We start from the raw sequence: 14,389 nt of genomic DNA, 5'->3' as shown, positions 1-14,389 counted from the left end.
TAGTGCGATCCCTTCCAGACGGTTTGGGGACCGGCGGGAGTGTTGACAACCTCTGTCACCGGCATTCCTGTTAGGGTCGTCTCGCCTAGCGTGATCTGGCCGGGATTGGGGCCGTAGGTAGGGCGGTTGGGCCCAAGAGGGTTACCGAGCCGGTCGAACTCCGAAAGGTCTGGATCCCCAGCCCCCCATTGGTCAACGAAGTCCTCTCTATCTTCTTTATAGCGTCGGTAAGCGTCTGTGGTGGGCGTTGGCGTTTCCCAAAGGCTTTCTACCCAGCCCTCTGCATACAAAGATGCTGCAACACCGGACGCGAACCCGAGCACGCCGCCAACCACTGCCCCCACAGCTGTGCCGACACCCGGTCCTACAAATGATCCGACGACCCCTCCTAAATATGCGCCACCTTCAGATGCCGCCCAAGACGCCGCCATTGGCGTGGCCACTGATACAACGCCGCCCGCAATCTGCTGGCCCACTCGCGTGTTTGGGTCGCCATCGGTTGCAGCCGCTATCACCTCCCCACCTTCCAGCACGGCACCAAGACCTATTGCGGCTTTTGAAATTGCTCCGCCGGTCAACTTCGACACTGTTGGTGCATTCGGATACTTTGAAAGTGACTGATCTAAAGCCGATCCAAATGCGCCCGTGGTCGCTTCAATTCCAGTATTAACTTGATCTAGGTTAGATAACCTATCCGCCGCGGTAAGTTGGTTGAGCGTAGAACCTGATTGCCAAGTATCAGTCATGTTCTTATCCTTACTCTGCAAGGGGCAACGCTAAGTGGAAAGAGTATATAAGTGTTGACAAGATCATCACGGCAAGCAATGAACATAAAAATGACGATAAAAAGTAGAGTCCCAACAGAGAGCGCAATTCAGATATTCCGGCTGAAGGTGAAAATGCTAGTGGCACAAAAAAAACCAGAATGGCAACAAGACTTGTGGCTACGACAAGAACAAAAGTTCGCCTGATCGGATTCTCTTTCAATCGCACTGATGGATAATCTCGGTCCGCGTTATTATCATGCAATATGCGCTGAGCAAACATTCGCCTGAAAAAATACATAAGAATCAACACGGAGGATGAAATAGCTAAGCAAAGATAGTTCACGTAAGTAACAGAGTACGTGTCTGCAGCGTGTTCCGTAAAATAAGAAGAGATTTCCGCATGTTCTGTTATAAGTTTTGGAACGATTCTTCGAGCACGAACAGAATCAGAAACTGGCCACCACAAACCACCGAACAACAGAAAGCTGATCAAGGAGGTCAATGCGGGTAAATATAGCGGCACAAGTACCAGATGCGACACCATTCGAACGTTCGATTCATTTTTCTCAACAGTCATTCATGTCACCGATGTGTTAGTCCATGTTTTCCGAGAATAGAATCTTGATACTCCATCACCACTCTTGAAATACCTGTTCTCAATACTCGGTAATTTTACTATCCTTGCTCATATTGTTACGCAGCGAAACACTTAGGGATCATCTCGAACTCGATCACCGAACCGTCCGGCAACACTATCCGCGTCGCATCCTCGGTCAGGTTGATCTCGGTGATGCCCAGCTCGGTGAGCGTCCGGGCCGTCTTCGTCCCGTCGCCATTCGTCACCAGCACCCGGAACTGCGCGAAACCCGCATCCGCCGCGGTCAGCTTCCCATCGCCACGCGCGCTGGTCAAAGCTGCCGTCTTCACCCCGGCCGTCTCCAAATGCCCGCCGCCTCCAATGCGCTGTCCAATGCCCATTCAATCCGCCGGTGATGCAACCGCGGGTAAGGCTTTCAGCAATCCCTTCCCGCGTCAATCTGGCATTTATTGGAAATCCGATTGTTTCCGTCCGCGCTTCCTAGCGCCCGCTCGACGTTGCTGTTTTCGGCACCGCTCGGTCACAAACTGTTGAACTTCCAATATGTTAGAATTCCATCCCACGCCGCCGACCGCAACTCTACCTGGTCTGCACCCTTGGTCTGGGGCGAAACCGACCCGCTGCCCGCTGCCATTCCCGCCGAGTGCGTCAACAAACCTGTATTCAAAGCAATCAGCAGGCCACAGAGCGGCCGGCGTTCGGCAGACATGAACTATGGTGTCCGACGTAGGTGCCGACGGCAGCATCATGACCAAGCGATCCTAACGCAGCAGTGACACCGGTGCCCTCCGCGGCCTCTGCCAGGGTCCTTCTGCGAGCACGGCCAGCGGCTTCCATCCCGGCGGGATCACCGCAGTGAGAAACCGGTCGCCGTACCTGTCCGCCTCGCGCTCGGCCAGGTGCCGGAACAGCGTTTCCCGACCGGAACTCTGAAAGGCGAAGAGGCAGAGCAGCGTAGCCTTGAGCCCGTAATGGCGGGCGGGCAGATCGGCCGCCAACATGATTCGATACTGCTGTACCATGGCTGCAAGGCTCTTGCGCACACCGGCTGACGTGATGGGCTCGGTCCCTCGATCCACCTCCAGCGTGTAGGCCCGGTAGCGGCCACCATAGTCGAGAGCGAAGATCTGGTCGGGAATGAGCCTCTGACGGCCGAACGGGAGCGCCAGTGTCGCCTCCCTGATGTCGAGGATGTCCTGCGCCGGGATGTACCGCACACCGGCCCGCGCGGCGGCGATGTCAATCGAACCTGTGACGCAAGAGACCAGGTAGCTGTGCCACCAGGGACCCGTCGGACGGACGGACGGTTCGGCGACCCCAATCCCAGCCAGATGGTCCTTCGCCTTCCGGGCGAGGTCATAGATGTATGGCTGGAACTCCGCGCGTTCGATCACCCGCTGCTGTGGCGGCAGGCACAGGTAGCCGCCGGCCCGAAGCTTCTGCAGTTGCCGCAGCGCGGTGTCCTTGCAGCGATGGGTTCCGCGCGTAAGTTCGAAGAGATAATCGGAGTTTTGCGGGCCGTGGCGTTCGATATGCTTGAACCACCGGATCTCGCGCGGCGTCGGACGGACATCCGGCAGTGGCGCAATGCAGTGGAAGGTGGCGCGGCCGAGGCTGTCTTTCTGCTTCATGCCGCATAGGTTAGCCCAAGTTAGAGTTCCGGCGAAGGGATTGTTGGATCTCGATCAGAAATTTCTTTTGCTTTGTCAGCATCTTGGCTCTCCACTGGCACGCTATGCTCCCGCAGGTTCCGCCATGGTTGGGCGTAGGTCCCACGACTGTGCGCGCGGATCGCCTCGATCTCACCCGGTGTCGCCTTCGGCAGCTTTTCGAGCGTGAAGAACGGAATGCTGATCGGCACGGCACGTTCGGTAAGGCCGCGCACGAAAGTGGCGAACGTGCCGCGCGGCTGACGCTGGATGAGGTCCGGATCGGCGCCCATCTGCCCGGCAAGCGCCCGCGCATCGCGCGCCGAGACGCCACCGGCGAGCTTGATCGAGGTGTTGGCCTCAACGGCTTCCTGCAGGCCGGAGGAAAGCTGGCCGAGATACTGGTGCGCCATCACCATGCCCACCCGGTATTTGCGTGCCTGGCTCAGGATGACGCCGACATTCTCGTCGAAATAGTCCTGCGCCTCGTCGATGTAGACCATGACCGGGAGGCGATCCCAGTCGGGCAGCGTCGCGCGCTCCTGTGCGGCCTGGGCGATCAGCGCGATGAAGAAGCGGCCAAAGATTTCCGTACCCTGCTCCTTCAGGAGCGATTTCGAGGTGTTGATGAGGATCAGCTTGCCCGCGTTCATCTCGTCGAACATGTCGAACTTCGAGACCGGGTGGGTGAACATGCGCTCGAAGGTCTGGTTCTCGAGGATACCGTAGATGCGGCGCAGCACCTGTGTCTTGGTCGTGGCGAATTCCTTGCTGTCGAACTCGGTCTCGAAAAACCGTCGCGGCGTGCCATCGAGCCTGGCGATCTCTGCACGGTATTTCTCGGTGCCACCCGGCTCCATCAGGTCGCGGAGCGTGTGGATGGTAGCGTCTGGAATATGGAACATGAGCCGAGTGACGTAACGGAAGACCACGTTCTGCTTGGCGGTCATGCCCGCGGAGAGGAGCGAACCCAAGACGAAGTCATAAAGCTCGATGATGGAGTTGGTGAGCCGTTCGCGTTCGAGCGGTTCGTAATTTTCGAGCCGTTCCTGGCCGACCGAGAACAGGTTGAGGCTGACCGGCCAGCCGATATCCTCAGGGTCGATGAGCACGATCCGCTCCGGCGGCAAGTGTCTGGCGCGCAGGATCGTGCCCAAGAGATCACCCTGGCTGTCGATGACGATGACGGTCTTGTCGCCACGCGCTACTTCCTCAAGATCCCTGGCGATGAAGTATTGCAGTGTCTGGGTCTTGCCGTGACCGGAGCCCGCGACGATATGCATGTGCTCGAAACGACGATCCTTGGGGATGGTGAAGGGCGTTTTCAGGCGAAACAGATCCTTCAAAGGCGTCCCGCGCAGATAGGTGTCGACAATGTCGGCGCCCTTGTAGTCGACGGGCAAGACCGGGCTGCCGCGATGCGTAGCGGCGAGGTTCGCGTCGAGACGGTCCCGCAGGCGCTTGAAATGCCGGTAGTCATTGTCCCGGAAGAAGGGCGCGATCACATCCTGGACGGTCTGGCCGAGCGGATGGGTGAACTGGGTGACCTCGACCAGCACATCGCCCTCGCACGGCGGAACCGCATGGGCGATCGGCGCCAGAGCGTCCGAGATGATCTCCAGGGCCGAGAGCGACATGGTGCGGTCGCCACGGGCCTGGCCGATCCGCGCGAGCATGTCGCGATAGCGCGCGGCCTCCACGGTGTTGCACAGTGCTGGTGGCGGCGGGATTTCCGGATCAAGACCCTCATCGGCAAAGAGGGTCCGGCCAATCGCGACCAGTTGAAGCCGCAGACTGTCGGGTACGTCCGGCGGAAAACGGAGCGTGAGGGCGGCCTCCATCTCTGCCGAGCTGAGCCGGACACGGCCGCGCTTGGCATGGCGATAGAGCGCGATCGTCTCGCGGCGGGCGGCGCGTTCAGCGCGGTAGGGGCTCTGGCGCCAGAGGCGATAGCCGACCCAGAATGGCACCACCACGAGGACCAGTGGCGTCAGGGCAAGCGTAATGCCAAGCGCGATGATGGCCAGGATCAGCACAACCATCGCGTCGCCCATGAGGTCAAAAGGGTTGCGCGGCATCATAGTTCGATGACCCGCCCGCTGCCGGGTTCGGCATTGTCGCTGAGCCAGAGCTTGACCAGGCGCAGCGCGTCAACCAGCGCCTCTTCGTAAGTCTTGGCATCTGACGGTGTCGCGCATCTGAAGCGGTCGGGCTTGCGCTCGACGAGGTGCCGGACCCGCAACTCATACCACTCGTCCGGATCATCCTCGCGGGCGTCGGCGGGTCGCCGGTCCATGATCCTGGTCTCCATCAGGCCGCGCTGACGGATGATCTGCCTTTCCTCGTGGCTGAAATCGACAGTGAGCCGCACCTCGTGGAGGGTGCGGCGGAAGAGCCTCCCTTCGGACACGTCATGATGGGTGATCTTGATCCGCATCCGCCGCCCACCCCGCTACCACCGGTCGCCGAGTTCGCGCCGCACTCGGGTTTCTCGCGCTTTTCGACGCAGGAACCGGCCCAGAAGCAGCAGCGCCACCCCCGGAACGAGAAGGAGAACCGCGACCGGCGGCACCCAGAAGGCGGCAAGCCCATAGACCAGGAATAGCATGCCGAAGCCGATCAGGAGGACGCCGAGGCAGCCCATATCCGGCTCACGCGCGCCGATCGGGATCGACGGTCCGGGCTGTTGCTGGCACCACCAGACCGCTGGTCAGTGTGGGGCGCAGTTCCTGGTGTCCCGCCGCCTCGATCTGGCCAGGTGCATCCGACGCCAGGTCGCGTCCACCGCGGGTCCCTGCTTCACCCGACGGTTCAGACCGCACCGACTCGACCGCGGCGGGCGATCCTGGCGAGAACGCGGCCCGACTTGCCGCTCCTCCCTTCCTGCCCAGAAACCCCAGGAGACCGCGCGGCTGCGCACCATTCTGTGCACCGGGATGTTCGCGGGATCCGCTCCCCGCGCCCGCGTAACTTGCTTGGGCAAGTTCCCCGAGCTTCAGCGTCTGCTTCGACACCCTGAGCTGCTCCTCGGCGATCCTGAGCAGCTTCCGGCTATAGGTCGCGGTATCGAGCGTGGCCGAGAAATGATCGATGACGGCCATCAGTAAAACTCCGATGAGCGTGATGACCATGCCGGGAATCGCAGCGAGAAGCGATGCCGGCACAGCGTCGGCGTAGCCGCTCCGCATCACGGCCCCAGCGCCGATCCCGACGCCGGACACGGCAAGAAAGATCCCGATGACGATCAGCGCGAGGCTCGCGAGACCGAGCAGGCCAAGAACCAAGCGCGCAAAGAAGTATTCCATCACCGCATCCCCCTTGAATTCAGCGCCATCATCTGCGCCGTTGCTGGTTCAGCTGCCGAGACCTCAAGACTCTTCTTGTGGCGTGGATGCTAGTCCGACCACCGGTTCGAAGAAAAGAACAATTCGGACGGTGGTGCAGCTCGGACGGGTGACAGGCAGGCGCGAGATGTGCTGCGGTTGATCTGCGAAGGCAGATGAAGTCACGCGTCAGGAACCCAGTTCGGTGTTCCGTGGTGGATCAAGGCGTTCATGTATGGCACCCCATACCGGACCCCCATAGGGGTTGGGGGTCCCTATGGGGGATAAATCACTCGGGCGCGTCGGCATCTGGCCCCGGCCGGAACAGCTTGCGTTCTACTGAATGCTGACCGCCGCCCCCAGATATTCCGTGGCAACCAGAACGTCATCCAATGGGCCAGGGACAATGTCGCCCCGGAGATCTGGTCCGTACCGTGGGCACTATCCGTGATGGGCCCTCTGAGGGGAGGGACGGCGAAACCCGCTCCGCCGTGACCCTCGCTTCCGATGGCTTCGGCATCAGCTAGCTGGTGACACGCAAGCAGAAGCAGCGGCAGCAGGCGGGTTGACCTCCCGGGGCAGGCCTCACGACGTGCCAACCGCTCGGCCGCCCCCAGGTGGGAGGGCGGTCGATTACGCTTCTCCGCCTCCGACACCGCACCGCCAGCGAGCGGGGGTGCGACGCTGCCGGCCTAGCGGACGTATCATGCCAAGGCAACACGAGAGGAACAGAACCGGGACCAATCTTACGAACCTCAACTACTGCTGGCGAGCGCTGCTTCGAAAACCCGCGGCGACCCAAGCCAACAGCGCCACGAGGGCAAATACCGCGGCGGGAGGGCCCAGCGCGGCAAAGGCCACGCGCCCCGCAGCGAAGTCTCTCGGAGCCGTCACATTTCCATCCCTGACGACCGATCCGACTGGAAGATCAAACCCATCCCAGTTCCGCTCCCAGGGCCGGCAGGACGCTTGACCTGACCTGCAAGCTGGGGCGGCAATGGTCACTGTCCCCGGTTCGCGCAAACGCCATGCCGCCTCCGGCGCCACGAGGATGACCGCCGCAATCACCACAAACCACAAGAGCGTGGCGGCAACCCACAGCCTCAACCAACCCCGCGACCAGTTAATCTGACCTTTGCTTTCGCTAACCTGCCCGTCCTCCACCCTGCGCCTCCCGGCCCGTCGCACCTATTCGATCCAATGCTGATATAACCAGAAGCGGCCTTGGCAGGCCAGTCCCCCACCCCGCAAGCGGGATGTCGCCTTGATCCTGCTTCGTTCCGACGCCGTGCAGGACGATCCTCATCCGGTCGGACGGGAGGATCCCGAGCAGCACAACTGCTTCCTTCGGACTGCCGGCCAACCAGATCTGATTTTCCGCGGGATCGAGGACCAGCCACGTCTGGCCTTTGGCGTCGATCAAACGGATCAGTTCGCTCGCCTCTGCCGTCACCAACATTTGGAAGGGTCGCGCCGCTCGTCCCCTCTTGCCCAGATCTTCGTTTCCCTGCCGCCGGCGGCCGGAAAACACGATCGGTGGCCGTCCGACGGGTATATCGCCGGGGCACGCACAAACCGGTCGACAGGAAGAACGCCAACCACCTGCGCCGGCCCAGATCTCTATAGGCGAAATCAGCCGCCTGGATGCGCGCAGGCAGCGATGCGGACGGCAAGGAAAAGGGCCCCGACCGGGGCCCCTTGGCAAGGACTTGCATCACGTTAACCGCTCACACACTCCGTCGATCACCTCATGCAGGCGCCGCGTCGCTGCGGGGTTTTCCGCAACCCGACCGGTCAGCACATAGGTAGTGGCGTTAAAAAGCCGCCACGGGGTCTTTCCGCCCCAGTCATGGGGTGGTTCCTCGTAGGTGCGAACGACATCACCGATGCGCGTCAGGTTGATAATCCCCAGCCGGTACATCGCCATGATAGCCTGGTCGGCGTGTTCGTCCGACAGGGCGAGCGACTTGTATCGAGCGTAGGTGAGGGCCAGCGCCTGGCGCTGCGCGCCCAAGGGTTCGATCACCGCCGCCACCAGCCCCGGTAGGTCGCGCTTGGCGTTGGCGGTATGCTTGCGCCGGATCACGTGGTCGGCGCTGAAGGCGAGGTTGTCGCAGACGAAGACACGCGAGCCGATCGCAATGCCGATCGGAAACTGCTTCTTGTGACTGTTTCGCAAGCCCACCATGTCGGTGTAATCCCCGTGGGGCGAGCGGAGCGACAGGACACCGAAGTAGTTCATCCCGTCGGGCGTCACCGCGTGGTGCTCTTCGAGCAACTCGTGGCCAAAGAAGCCGAGTGCGTAGCGCACCATGTCCACCACCGCGTGGTGCGGCACCGGCACGTGGCTTGCCGTCGGGTCTGGCGTCGGAAGCGTACGCAGGTCGTCGAAGGCAATCGCTTCGCCGCCCGCATGCAGCATGAGGGTCATGGGTCTCTCCTGGGGTTTGGGTTGAAGCGGATGCTGCCGTCAGACCGGGATCGCCGCCGACGCAGGCCGATACGTCGCGGGTTCAGCGCCGCCATTGAAAGGAACATCCAGCAAAAGAGTACCATTAGGCCCTGAAAACGCGCCAGGCGGTGGAACTTGCCATTCTGCCAATTTCCCCGTCACGCCCGCTGCGGGGCAATCGTCGACGCCTTGCCATCCTGAGTAGACGACCACAGGTTCCGCGCCGGCCGCGCCGACTTCCAAATTGCAATGTGGGCATCCTCCGGCACCTTTCGCCTTGCCCCAGTCTTGATGACCACGATGGCTGGAGGCGCGTTCCGCTCGGTCGGTTCCAGTTCAGGTTCCGTTGGATCAATCCGCTTGACGATCTCAGCCCAGCGCGCGGGCCAGTTCGGCCGTCGGATTGCGCAGCACGGTGTCCGCGAGCGCCACTGCCTCGAAGAGAATCGTATTGCGTGGCTCGTTCTCGTAGAAACGGCGCCTCTCCGGGAGCCAAGGCAGCAAATCTGGGTAGCGAGCAGCAAGAAAAGCGGCTTCGGCGTACTTGTTCGGAAAGGCCTGTACCCGTGTCACCGCCACATGGAGCCGTCCGCGCTGCGTCGTTGCCTCGCTGATTGACGCGAAAAGCGCACGCGTGCTCTCCGCCTTGCGACGCGCGGTATCAGCCCGCTCGGAAATCACCGCGCGCGGGTCGAGGTCTTCAATCCACTGCGCCACCGCCTGCCGTGCTGCCTCAGGGGTTTCACTCGCCCGGTCGGAAATTGCCCAGTCCGCGAGCTTTTCGCCAACGAAGAAGACATAGGCGACGTGCCGCGCCGTTGCCGCGACCGCAAGCAGTCTAAACGCCGTCATGCCTGTACTGTTCCTCTGCTAAGCGGACCGCCAGGCGTTCGATCGTGTGGTCGCGGTTCTTGGTGCCGACATAGACACGGGTATCGGCTGGCAGCTTCAGGATGGTCTTCCGCAAGGCGTCCCGCGCGCCGTCAAACAAGACGCCATACAGGCTTTCGAAGGTCCGTCCGAAAATGAGCGACAGCGCGCAGATTTCCGCGAGCCGGGGCAGGCACTTGCCGCTTTCGATCTCCGAGAACCGTGATGCCTGGATGGATAGTAGAATGGCGCAATCGCGCTGGGTCAGCCCCGCGTTCCGCCGCGCCACGCGCAGGTCGAGGGCAAATTGTGATTTCATAGAGCTATTTGGCTAAGAACTGATAACGCGCTCAGTCTAGTCCGGCCGCCGCATCCTTCTCTAGGAGGCGCAGTTTGCCCATTCTCAATGTCCGCCATCCTCCCCGGAACCTGTCCCACCCGGACCGGCAGGGCCCGTGACCGTCTCCCGGAAAGGTGAAACCTTTCCGGGGCCACGTCCTACCGATCGGGTGGGTATTCCAGGGAGCATAGCCTCACCCGTTCCGAGGATCAGGATACCGGTTACCCCGAGCGAAATGCTAGTCGGCGGCGGATTGCTTTCCGGCATGTGCCACCGCCCATTCATTGTATCGTCCGGTGTACCCCGTTCCGGTCTCGAAAAGGAAAAACCGCCCTCGCAGGGAGGGCGGGATCGTCAGTATTCGCTGGCGAGCATGATGGTCAGCACCCGGTGGGTTTCACCTTCGTTGGCCGGATTCTCCGATCCGGTGGTGAGCTCGGGGGTATAGTAGTCGATTTTCCAGAGGACCTTTCGACCTTCGACCTCGACGGAACCGAAGTCATGTTCACCCCAGGGATCGTTGTCATCATCGAAGCCGTCAAACCTCTCGACGGCCTCGACAACGTGCCGCAGGAAATCCGGCCCATGCGCCGTGACGCCTGCGGTGACGACGACCGACCCGACACCCTGGCCCATGGTGCGCATCCGGTCATTCAACTCCCGGATGCGCCGCCGTGGGGTCGCCTCGATCCGCTGCCAGACGAAGGTTGTCTCGCCTTCGCACCGGTGGCAGTGCTCATGATCGAAGACCGTCTCCAGTTCCCAGAGCCCGAACTTCGGGTTCCAGCAGGCCCAGGCATCTTTCACCACCCGTTCCGACCCACAGGCCTTGCATACCGGCACTGTGCCGATGTCGGCGAACACGTCTACCGCTGCATCTGTTGCCGCTCCCATGATCATCTCCTTCCGCATGGGCGGCCGTCCGACAGGATGTCGGGCGCGCCCGGCGAAAGGCGATGCTGGGAGAAGAGCTGTCCGGAGGTATTGTACAGACCAGGCAGAGATCAGGGGAAGGTGGTGGGATTTCGGGTGGGGGTATGGCAAACGGCATGAAGTCCGTCACTGGAACAAAAAGTGAACAAAGACAGCATTGCATCACGAATCCAGCCGTGTGAAAAGGTGAGTGAGTTCTCGGATCGACGGTGAGCGGATGAAGCGTTTTGTGACTACTGTCATCGCCGTCGCTGTGGGCGGTGCTGGCGCATATGGGATCGTGCACGCGGCTTCCACTCTCACCCCATTTTCAGTTGCCGATGCAAGCCCGAGAACCTCAATCGACTACGCCGATTTCGTTTCGATCATGATGACAGGGATTTCACTGATATTGGCGGCGCTTGGCTTCGTGGTTGCCATACTTGCCTTCATTGGCTGGAACTCAATCGGAGATCGGGTTTCGTCTCTGGCGAAAACCTTTCTACAGGACGCAATTAAGGAAGGTGGAGAGCTTCACGACCTCGTTAAGAACGAAGCCAAGTCGATTATCTATCGTGGTGTTGAGCCGGTCGATACGGAGTTCGAGGAAGGCGAAAAAGAAGAGGGCACATCGTGACGCGTGAATGGGATCGGATCGCAGCTGAAGAAAAGGCGATTATCACACCCTTCCTCGGCACAGTTCCGGTAAAGATAGCCACTATGGCACGCGCGCTTGGTATTGAAGTTAAAAGCGCAACATTGCGCCCGCGCATTTCCGGGCAGTTGCAGCGCTCGCCTGATAGCCCTTCCGGCTTTCGCATTCGCGTGAACCGGCATGAAGCAGCAACCCGCCAGCGGTTCACCATCGCCCACGAGATTGCGCACTATCTGCTGCACCGCGATTACATTGGTGATGGGATTGAGGATTCGATACTGTACCGATCTACCCTGTCCGACGCGCGGGAGGCTGAAGCGAACCGACTGGGCGCACAATTACTGATGCCGGAAAAGAGTGTTATTCGTGTGTTGCGGGAGTATGGTGGGATTGCGACACCGGAGATTGCGCGCATCATGGCAGAGCGCTACGATGTGTCAGAGGTGGCGATGGGCATCAGGCTGGGGTTGGGCTAGTTGGCAATCGATATTCGCGCGACGTCGTATGTTCCGACAATTTTTTTGCGAAATGCGGAGCTACAGGCCGTTGCTGAACTGCCTGATAGCGCAAAGGATATCCTTACGCCAATCTTCTGCCTGAAGCCGTGGAAGACCGCCAAGCTTCTTGAGGCTGCCATAGTTCAGATTGGAAAGGCATTCGGGGATCGAGAGTATTTTCTCGATATTGACCCGTTCGAACCAGCCAAGGTGAAGCTGAAGGAGACAAGGCGGCCGGCACAGGACAGCTTCCTTGAATTGGTCGATCATTCCGATAACAACCAAAGCTGGGTCGATTTTTTTGACAAGCATCCGCGTGCCTACCCGTGTATCCAGGTCAATCATGGCGATCTAGCGTCTATTAGAAATCAGATTGACGAGTTCACCAAACGGGAAAAACCATTCCTTGTGCGCTTGGACTATGGAAATGGTCAGAGATATAGTGACGTGATTCAGGAAGTCTGCAACACCGAGCATTCTAACTTTGGCTTTGTCCTTGACGCAGGATGGTCGCGTGACTTGCTCAGTCGCACAAATTGGGTAGATGGTCTGGTGAAGCAGATAGTCGTGCTTCGAGGCGATGACATTCCGATAGCGGTGACTGGCAGCAGCTTTCCAGACAGCTTCAGCGGAGTTGATCTTGGAGCAACGTTCCAAATACTAGAACGGCAGCTTTTCCAGCAACTCCAGCAGAACAACAACCGCGCACGACTTGTATACGGTGACTGGGCAAGTAGCCGGTCGCCGAGCGAAGGTGGTGGTGGTGGGAATCCAATTCCGCCGAGGATCGATCTGGCAACCGGTTCCGAGTGGGAGTCGTTCCGATGCCGTGAGGAGGACGGTGGGTTCAAGGATGCTGCCGAGGCCGCTTCGAATAGCAAGAGATTTCCCAAGGGCCTGCATATCTGGGCAACCTATATGATCGAGGCGACGGCTCTCGGGGATCCGAACGGCATCCGAAGCTTGCATAAGGCAACCGCCGTCCGCATCAACATGCACCTCTATCGACAGTTGCACTACGCGAACTTCAATCCCGCGCCCGACACGGACGACGAGTACCCGGAGTGACACAGCCGTAGGGGTGGGGCCATGCGCATGGCTCCTTTTCTCTCCACCTAGTGCTGCCAGCTCTACGTCGCAAAATGGGGGTATGTCATCGCACGCAGACCACATAACCTTGCTCGGTACCTCATACCGCCGATACGGCGACCGCCCTTTTGGTATCCGCCTGCCCGACCGATTGTTCCACCTGTACATCATCGGCCAGACCGGCACCGGCAAGACGACGCTCCTCGGCAACATGGCATGCCAGGACGCGGCCGGTGGTCTTGGTTTTTGCTTGATAGATCCGCATGGCGATCTTGCGTCATCGCTGCAAAGGCGATTTGACCCCGATTGCCTGTACTGGGACATCGCCGACCCGGCCTGCTCCTATGGATACAACCCGCTCACGCATGTCAGCCCCGGCTTACGTCCCCTCCTCACTTCCGGGCTGATCGAAGCCTTGAAGAAGCAGTGGGCCGATGCCTGGGGTGCACGCATGGAGCATCTGCTGCGGTACGCAGTCCTGGCACTCCTCGACCAGCCCCGCGCCGACATCCGCGACATCATGCGGCTCCTTGTCGAAAAGCCATTCCAGAAGGAGGTCATCAGGCGCATAGCCGACCCGGAGGTACGCCGGTTCTGGACGCGGGAATACCCGTCCATGAACTATAAGACCGCCGTAGATGGTGTCGCGCCGATTGCGAACAAACTCGGGGCTTTCCTGGCGCACCCGGTGGCGCGGAAAGCGTTGTGCGAACCCGAGTTGCCCCTCCGCTTCCGCCGGATCATGGACGACGGCGGCATGCTCATCGTGAATCTTGCCAAGGGCCGCCTCGGCACCGATATGGCCAATGTGCTCGGCGGGTTGATCGTGACGTCGATCATGAACGCAGCGTTCAGTCGCCACGATACAGCTGAACAGGATCGCCGCCCTTTCATGCTCTATGTCGATGAGTTCCATTCCTTCACCACGACCGCCTTCGCCGGAATGCTGTCCGAGGTCCGCAAATACGGTCTTGGCGTCACCCTGGCTCAGCAGCACCTCGCGCAGACGGAGGCCCCGGTCTTCGAAGCCATCATGGGCAATGTCGGCAGCCTCATGGCCTTCCGCACCGGTGCGCTCGATGCACCCACGATCAGCCAGCAGCTCGGCACGGTCAACGTCCGCGACCTCGTGAACCAGCCGAACCACCACGCCTATGTCCAACTCATGGTGCGCGGCCAGAAGACCAAAACCTTCAGTGCCGCCACCTTCCCTTGAACCTTCGCCGAACGGCACATT

General features: G+C 60.4%; 15 protein-coding genes. 4 read left to right on the top strand and 11 right to left on the bottom strand.

All coding sequences use genetic code 11. The annotated features are described in order from the left end of the window. Window positions 1-756: 756 nt before the first annotated feature. The 11 genes from N5I32_RS00250 to N5I32_RS00200 form a co-directional block, all read right to left on the bottom strand. Entirely contained in the window at window positions 757-1,344 is a 588-nt protein-coding gene (locus N5I32_RS00250; RefSeq protein ID WP_261493391.1) for a hypothetical protein, read from the bottom strand. A 116-nt stretch (window positions 1,345-1,460) separates the two neighbouring features. Continuing rightward, a complete protein-coding gene (locus N5I32_RS00245) occupies window positions 1,461-1,694 on the bottom strand; it encodes a hypothetical protein (RefSeq protein WP_261493390.1) in 234 nt (77 codons plus the stop codon). Window positions 1,695-2,126: 432 nt separating this feature from the next. Further along, entirely contained in the window at window positions 2,127-2,996 is an 870-nt protein-coding gene (locus N5I32_RS00240; RefSeq protein WP_261493389.1) for a replication-relaxation family protein, read from the bottom strand. 20 nt (window positions 2,997-3,016) lie between these two features. Further along, window positions 3,017-5,095, bottom strand: a complete 2,079-nt coding sequence (locus N5I32_RS00235; RefSeq protein WP_261493388.1) for a type IV secretory system conjugative DNA transfer family protein — start codon at window positions 5,093-5,095, stop codon at window positions 3,017-3,019. Continuing rightward, window positions 5,092-5,451 carry a hypothetical protein gene (locus N5I32_RS00230; RefSeq protein WP_261493387.1) on the bottom strand — a complete coding sequence of 120 codons (360 nt, stop codon included), beginning with the start codon at window positions 5,449-5,451 and terminating at the stop codon, window positions 5,092-5,094. The genes N5I32_RS00235 and N5I32_RS00230 overlap by 4 nt, the downstream gene beginning before the upstream one ends. Before the next feature lie 15 nt (window positions 5,452-5,466). After that, window positions 5,467-5,658 carry a hypothetical protein gene (locus N5I32_RS00225; protein ID WP_261493386.1) on the bottom strand — a complete coding sequence of 64 codons (192 nt, stop codon included), beginning with the start codon at window positions 5,656-5,658 and terminating at the stop codon, window positions 5,467-5,469. Between the two features lie 7 nt (window positions 5,659-5,665). Beyond that, window positions 5,666-6,319 (bottom strand): hypothetical protein, encoded by a 654-nt coding sequence (locus tag N5I32_RS00220; RefSeq protein WP_261493385.1) that lies wholly within the window; start codon window positions 6,317-6,319, stop codon window positions 5,666-5,668. Window positions 6,320-8,051: 1,732 nt separating this feature from the next. Continuing rightward, window positions 8,052-8,768, bottom strand: a complete 717-nt coding sequence (locus N5I32_RS00215; RefSeq protein ID WP_261493384.1) for a DUF932 domain-containing protein — start codon at window positions 8,766-8,768, stop codon at window positions 8,052-8,054. Between the two features lie 390 nt (window positions 8,769-9,158). Beyond that, window positions 9,159-9,641 carry a hypothetical protein gene (locus tag N5I32_RS00210; protein WP_261493383.1) on the bottom strand — a complete coding sequence of 161 codons (483 nt, stop codon included), beginning with the start codon at window positions 9,639-9,641 and terminating at the stop codon, window positions 9,159-9,161. Continuing rightward, window positions 9,628-9,978 (bottom strand): helix-turn-helix transcriptional regulator, encoded by a 351-nt coding sequence (locus tag N5I32_RS00205; RefSeq protein WP_261493382.1) that lies wholly within the window; start codon window positions 9,976-9,978, stop codon window positions 9,628-9,630. The genes N5I32_RS00210 and N5I32_RS00205 overlap by 14 nt, the downstream gene beginning before the upstream one ends. 375 nt (window positions 9,979-10,353) lie before the next feature. Further along, the gene (locus tag N5I32_RS00200) at window positions 10,354-10,911 is read right to left on the bottom strand and encodes a DUF3768 domain-containing protein (RefSeq protein ID WP_261493381.1); all 558 of its coding nucleotides are present in this window, start codon (window positions 10,909-10,911) and stop codon (window positions 10,354-10,356) included. Window positions 10,912-11,149: 238 nt separating this feature from the next. On the opposite strand from N5I32_RS00200, the gene N5I32_RS00195 reads away from it, so the two are divergent. The 4 genes from N5I32_RS00195 (at window position 11,150) to N5I32_RS00180 (ending at window position 14,368) form a co-directional block, all read left to right on the top strand. After that, window positions 11,150-11,548 carry a hypothetical protein gene (locus N5I32_RS00195; RefSeq protein WP_261493380.1) on the top strand — a complete coding sequence of 133 codons (399 nt, stop codon included), beginning with the start codon at window positions 11,150-11,152 and terminating at the stop codon, window positions 11,546-11,548. After that, window positions 11,545-12,042: an ImmA/IrrE family metallo-endopeptidase gene (locus N5I32_RS00190; RefSeq protein ID WP_369414205.1), complete on the top strand. Its 498-nt coding sequence runs from the start codon at window positions 11,545-11,547 to the stop codon at window positions 12,040-12,042. The genes N5I32_RS00195 and N5I32_RS00190 overlap by 4 nt, the downstream gene beginning before the upstream one ends. Continuing rightward, window positions 12,043-13,131 carry a beta family protein gene (locus N5I32_RS00185; protein ID WP_261493379.1) on the top strand — a complete coding sequence of 363 codons (1,089 nt, stop codon included), beginning with the start codon at window positions 12,043-12,045 and terminating at the stop codon, window positions 13,129-13,131. Window positions 13,132-13,213: 82 nt separating this feature from the next. Next, window positions 13,214-14,368: a type IV secretory system conjugative DNA transfer family protein gene (locus tag N5I32_RS00180; RefSeq protein WP_261493378.1), complete on the top strand. Its 1,155-nt coding sequence runs from the start codon at window positions 13,214-13,216 to the stop codon at window positions 14,366-14,368. Window positions 14,369-14,389 lie beyond the last annotated feature (21 nt).

The sequence above is a fragment of the Albidovulum sediminis genome (genome assembly GCF_025380365.1).
Classification (GTDB): Bacteria; Pseudomonadota; Alphaproteobacteria; order Rhodobacterales; family Rhodobacteraceae; genus Albidovulum; species Albidovulum sediminis.
The sequence above is the reverse complement of the archived record's forward strand: the minus strand, read 5'-3'. Positions and strand labels throughout refer to the sequence as shown.

Coding starts and splice junctions, on each gene's coding strand:
- N5I32_RS00250 (WP_261493391.1), bottom strand. CDS start 1,344: ATGACTGTTGAGAAAAATGAATCGAACGTTCGAATGGTGTCGCATCTG.
- N5I32_RS00240 (WP_261493389.1), bottom strand. CDS start 2,996: ATGAAGCAGAAAGACAGCCTCGGCCGCGCCACCTTCCACTGCATTGCG.
- N5I32_RS00235 (WP_261493388.1), bottom strand. CDS start 5,095: ATGATGCCGCGCAACCCTTTTGACCTCATGGGCGACGCGATGGTTGTG.
- N5I32_RS00230 (WP_261493387.1), bottom strand. CDS start 5,451: ATGCGGATCAAGATCACCCATCATGACGTGTCCGAAGGGAGGCTCTTC.
- N5I32_RS00225 (WP_261493386.1), bottom strand. CDS start 5,658: ATGGGCTGCCTCGGCGTCCTCCTGATCGGCTTCGGCATGCTATTCCTG.
- N5I32_RS00220 (WP_261493385.1), bottom strand. CDS start 6,319: ATGGAATACTTCTTTGCGCGCTTGGTTCTTGGCCTGCTCGGTCTCGCG.
- N5I32_RS00215 (WP_261493384.1), bottom strand. CDS start 8,768: ATGACCCTCATGCTGCATGCGGGCGGCGAAGCGATTGCCTTCGACGAC.
- N5I32_RS00210 (WP_261493383.1), bottom strand. CDS start 9,641: ATGACGGCGTTTAGACTGCTTGCGGTCGCGGCAACGGCGCGGCACGTC.
- N5I32_RS00205 (WP_261493382.1), bottom strand. CDS start 9,978: ATGAAATCACAATTTGCCCTCGACCTGCGCGTGGCGCGGCGGAACGCG.
- N5I32_RS00200 (WP_261493381.1), bottom strand. CDS start 10,911: ATGCGGAAGGAGATGATCATGGGAGCGGCAACAGATGCAGCGGTAGAC.
- N5I32_RS00195 (WP_261493380.1), top strand. CDS start 11,150: ATGAAGCGTTTTGTGACTACTGTCATCGCCGTCGCTGTGGGCGGTGCT.
- N5I32_RS00180 (WP_261493378.1), top strand. CDS start 13,214: ATGTCATCGCACGCAGACCACATAACCTTGCTCGGTACCTCATACCGC.